Origin of the sequence: Rhodoferax ferrireducens, assembly GCF_003347515.1 — a bacterium.
In the GTDB taxonomy this organism is placed as follows: domain Bacteria; phylum Pseudomonadota; class Gammaproteobacteria; order Burkholderiales; family Burkholderiaceae_C; genus Rhodoferax.
Map to the genome: position 1 here is coordinate 1 of NZ_QEII01000183.1, position 2,521 is coordinate 2,521.

Below are 2,521 nucleotides of genomic sequence, written 5' to 3' on the forward strand. Positions count from 1 at the left end.
GTATGCGTCCGGCCAACACACCTTGACCGTTGAACGGCTACTGGGATAGCGGCGTCCAGCGATGCGGCAACAGCTCATCAATGTGACTGTTCTTTTGCGTAGGCAGTCGTGCCAGAACATCCTTCAGATAGACATAAGGGTCATGCCCATTGAGCTTGGCGCTTTGAATCAGGCTCATAACGGCCGCGGCCCGTTGGCCTGCACGCAATGATCCTGCGAACAACCAGTTGCCCCGACCTATGGCGATGGGACGAATCTGGTTCTCGATCCAATTGTTGTCGATAGGCAGGCGTGCGTCTTCCACAAACCGGGTCAGTGCAACCCAGCGTTTCAAGCTGTAGTCCAGCGCTTTGGCGGTGGCCGATCCATCCGTAATGCGTTGGCGCTGCAACAGCATCCACTGGTGCAAGGCATCGACCAGCAGTTTTGATTTTTCCTTGCGGATGCGGCCTCGCTCATCGGCACCGAGATGTTTGACTTCCCGCTCGACCTCATACAACTGCCCAATGTAGGCCAGCGCCTGCTGGGCAATCTCGCTCTTGTTGCTGGCATGCAGGTCAAAGAACTTGCGCCGGGCGTGCGCCATGCAGCCCACCTCGGTGACACCTTGGCCGAAACTGGCCTTGTACCCACTGAAGTCGTCACATACCAACGCGCCACGCCAGTCACCCAGGAAGGTTCTTGCGTGCTCGCCGGCGCGGGATTCACAGAAGTCGTAGACCACGGCCTTCAAATCTTCAAAGGCCCCCGGCGCATAGGCCCAAAGGTACGCCCGGTGTGTCTTTTTGTTGCCGGGCTTAAGCATCGCCACCGGGGTCTCATCGGCATGCAGCACGGCAGACTGGAACATGGCCGTCTTCAGTGCATCGACCAGTGGCTGCAATTGCACCCCGCACACGCCCACCCACTGAGCCAGGGTGGAGCGGGCAATGGCGTAGCCAGAACGCCCAAAGATGGTCTCCTGGCGGTACAGAGGCAGATGGTCCGAGTACTTGGCCACCAGCACCTGTGCCAGCAAACCCGAGGTGGGCAAGCCCTTGTCGATGATCTGGGCGGGCACCGGCGCTTGCGTCAGGGTTTGGCACTCGGAGCAAGCCCACTTGCCACGGACATGGCGCTGGACGGTGAGTACGCCCGGTGTGTAGTCCAGCTTTTCGCTGACGTCTTCGCCGATGCGCTTCAACTGGCAGCCGCAAGTGCAGGTGGTGCTGTCGGGTTCGTGGTGCAGTTCAACGCGGGGCAGCTCTGGCGGCAAGGCTGCGCGCTTAGGCTGCTGGCGGGGTTCTTTGGCTGCTTTGTCCGGTGGTGCCAGGTCTTGGAGTTCTTGCTCAATGGCGGCGATGTCGGCATCAATGGTTTCATCGAGCAGACTGGCTTGGCCAGCATCGAGTTGTTCGCGGCTGCGGCCAAACTTCCAGCGCTTGAGCACGGCCATCTCATGGGTGAGCTGGTCGATCTTGGCTTGGCGGTACAGGATCTCGCGGTCTTTGCTGGAGATGGTTTGGTCCAGGCTGGCGATTTGCTGGTCGCGTTCCCTGATTTGGATCTCGTGTTGACTGATTTGCAAATCGTTGCGAGCGACTTGTGCGATCAAATCACGGGTGAGTTCGCGCAGTTGCTCTGCGTTCAAACCGGACAGTATTTCGGGGGCGACAACCATGAACGCAAGTGTGCCCGCTCCTCTGGAGATTGCCTATTGGCGCATCCCCCAATAGACGCAAATGCACCCCGCAATCCAGAATCACACCACGCTGATAATGCCGCCCTCGCCAATGCGCGACCAGGGTAAACCCAGCACCAAGGCATCCAATTGGGCGCGGCTCAGGCTCACACGATTGGTGTCACTTGCCACACTTGTCTGCGGCCAGACGAAGTGCCCCTGGTGCAGGCGCCTGGCTGCCAGCCAGATGCCAATACCGTCATGCACCAACACCTTCATGCGGTTGGCACGCCGGTTGGCAAACAGGTAGGCCGTATGGGGGTGGGCGGCACCGAATACTCCCACCACGCGGGCCAGCGCCGTGTCCGTGCCGGCTCGCATGTCCAGGGGCACGGTGGACAGCCAGACCGCGTCAATGCGGATCACTGCAGGCACTCGCGCAGCCACTGCGCGCAGGCGGCGCCACCGGCAAGAGGCCAGTGCACGACGATGCTGGTGTTGGCACGCTTGACCTCAATTCGGATGTCAGCGGTGGGCTGGGCAGTTGCCGGCTCTGTGGCCGCGCTCAAGGTGACCGGCACAAAGGTCTGCGGTCGATTGACCAGTGTGCCCTGGCTATGTTCGCGCAACCAGCGGTGCACGATGTTGGCGTTGATGCCGTGCTGCAGTGCCACCCCGGCAATGGACGCGCCGGGCTGTGAGCAGGCACCGACGACTTGCAGCTTGAGTTCGAGGCTGTAGAACCGGCGCTTGGGGGCTTGGGTGATGCGAGTCTCGCTCGCCATGGTGTGCATGATGTTCATCGCGCACACTATCTCTGGATATCAGCAGTCCTTCAATGTGTGTTGGCCGGACGCATAC

General features: G+C 60.6%; 3 protein-coding genes. All 3 read right to left on the reverse strand.

From position 1 onward, the window contains the following. Positions 1-37 precede the first annotated feature (37 nt). Entirely contained in the window at positions 38-1,660 is a 1,623-nt protein-coding gene (gene tnpC / locus C5P05_RS01750; RefSeq protein ID WP_114968179.1) for an IS66 family transposase, read from the reverse strand. 81 nt (positions 1,661-1,741) lie between these two features. Then, on the reverse strand, positions 1,742-2,086 hold the full coding sequence (gene tnpB / locus C5P05_RS01755) for an IS66 family insertion sequence element accessory protein TnpB (protein ID WP_157979176.1): 345 nt from the start codon (positions 2,084-2,086) through the stop codon (positions 1,742-1,744). Beyond that, entirely contained in the window at positions 2,083-2,463 is a 381-nt protein-coding gene (gene tnpA / locus C5P05_RS01760; RefSeq protein WP_232834301.1) for an IS66-like element accessory protein TnpA, read from the reverse strand. The genes tnpB and tnpA overlap by 4 nt, the downstream gene beginning before the upstream one ends. Positions 2,464-2,521: the final 58 nt, after the last annotated feature.